Source organism: Reichenbachiella sp. 5M10 (genome assembly GCF_002742335.1).
Lineage (GTDB): Bacteria > Bacteroidota > Bacteroidia > Cytophagales > Cyclobacteriaceae > Reichenbachiella.
Genome location: NZ_MDGR01000010.1, coordinates 1 through 352 on the forward strand (window position 1 = coordinate 1; position 352 = coordinate 352).

Annotated in this window: 1 pseudogene; it reads left to right on the forward strand. The window is 42.9% G+C overall.

Annotation, left to right across the window (positions count from 1 at the left end):
- Nucleotides 1–28 precede the first annotated feature (28 nt).
- Nucleotides 29–352 (forward strand): annotated as a pseudogene (locus BFP72_RS19410) (hypothetical protein); the annotation flags it as partial.

The following is a 352-nucleotide window of genomic DNA, read 5'->3' on the forward strand; positions in this document are numbered from 1 at the left end:
AGGATACTGGCAAAAATGTAAGCAGGGATTGGAAAATGGTAGCAACAGGTACGCGGATGACAGAGGAATTCGCGCTTTTTTTAAAACGGAACTCCTGGATTCCAAGCCTATAAGCTGCAAGCTGGTTGCCGAACTATTTCATCTCAATAGTAAGCAACTCGAACACCAATATGTCTTCTATTTGAGCAATTTCATGCAATGGCCTCAACGGGAGCACGCCTCTGATTGGATATTGTTCCCCGAAAACATGGGCACTCATTTAAGTATTGATGAGACTGCTCTCTCACAAGGAGAGCTTTATACAATTGTGACCAATAAAGCAGCAAAAGGAAGGAAAGGTAGCTTAGTTGCT